Below are 777 nucleotides of genomic sequence, written 5' to 3'. Positions count from 1 at the left end.
CGCGGCCCGGGGCCGCCCGCGCCCCCCGCCCGGCCATCGACTCGGGCCGCTGGTCCCGGCTGGCACCCGCCGACCGCCGCGCCCGGCTGCTGCGCCTGGCCGAACTCGTCGAACGCGACCGCGAAGAACTCGCCCTGCTGGTCTGCCTCGACATGGGGATGCCCGTCGCCGACGCGCTCGCCGTCGACGTGATGGGCGCCGCCGCCGTCCTCGCCTGGTTCGCCGAGGCCGCCGACAAGCTGTACGACGAGGTCGCCCCGACCGCCCCCGGCAACCTGGCCGTCGTCCGCCGAACCCCGCTCGGCGTGGTCGGCGCGGTCGTCCCGTGGAACTTCCCGCTCGACCTGGCCGCCTGGAAGCTCGGCCCGGCCCTCGCCGCCGGCAACAGCGTCGTCCTCAAGCCCGCCGAGCAGTCCTCGCTCAGCGCGCTGCGCCTGGCGGCCCTGGCCGCCGAGGCGGGACTGCCGGACGGCGTGCTCAACGTGGTCCCCGGCCGCGGGCCCGAGGCCGGCCGGGCGCTCGGCCTGCACCCGGACGTCGACGCGCTCGCCTTCACCGGCTCCACCGCCACCGCACGGCACTTCCTCGCCTACGCCGCCGAGTCCAACCTCAAGCAGGTCTGGCCCGAGTGCGGCGGCAAGAGCCCCAACCTGGTCTTCGCCGACGCCGACCTGGAGGCGGCCGGGGGCCGCGCCGCCCCCGCGGGGGGGGGGGCGCCGAGGCCCCGCGGCCGGCCCCCCCCCCCCCGCGCGGGGGGGGGCGGTCGCGCTGCGGGGT

At 79.4% G+C, this 777-nt stretch carries 1 pseudogene; it reads left to right on the top strand.

The window, feature by feature from the left end:
* Positions 1-673: pseudogene (locus ACFV0G_RS29290) on the top strand (aldehyde dehydrogenase family protein); the annotation flags it as partial.
* Between the last annotated feature and the right edge of the window lie 104 nt (positions 674-777).

It is taken from the genome of Kitasatospora sp. NPDC059571, from assembly GCF_042735675.1.
Lineage (GTDB): Bacteria > Actinomycetota > Actinomycetes > Streptomycetales > Streptomycetaceae > Kitasatospora.
This window is presented reverse-complemented; position numbering and strand designations above follow the sequence as displayed.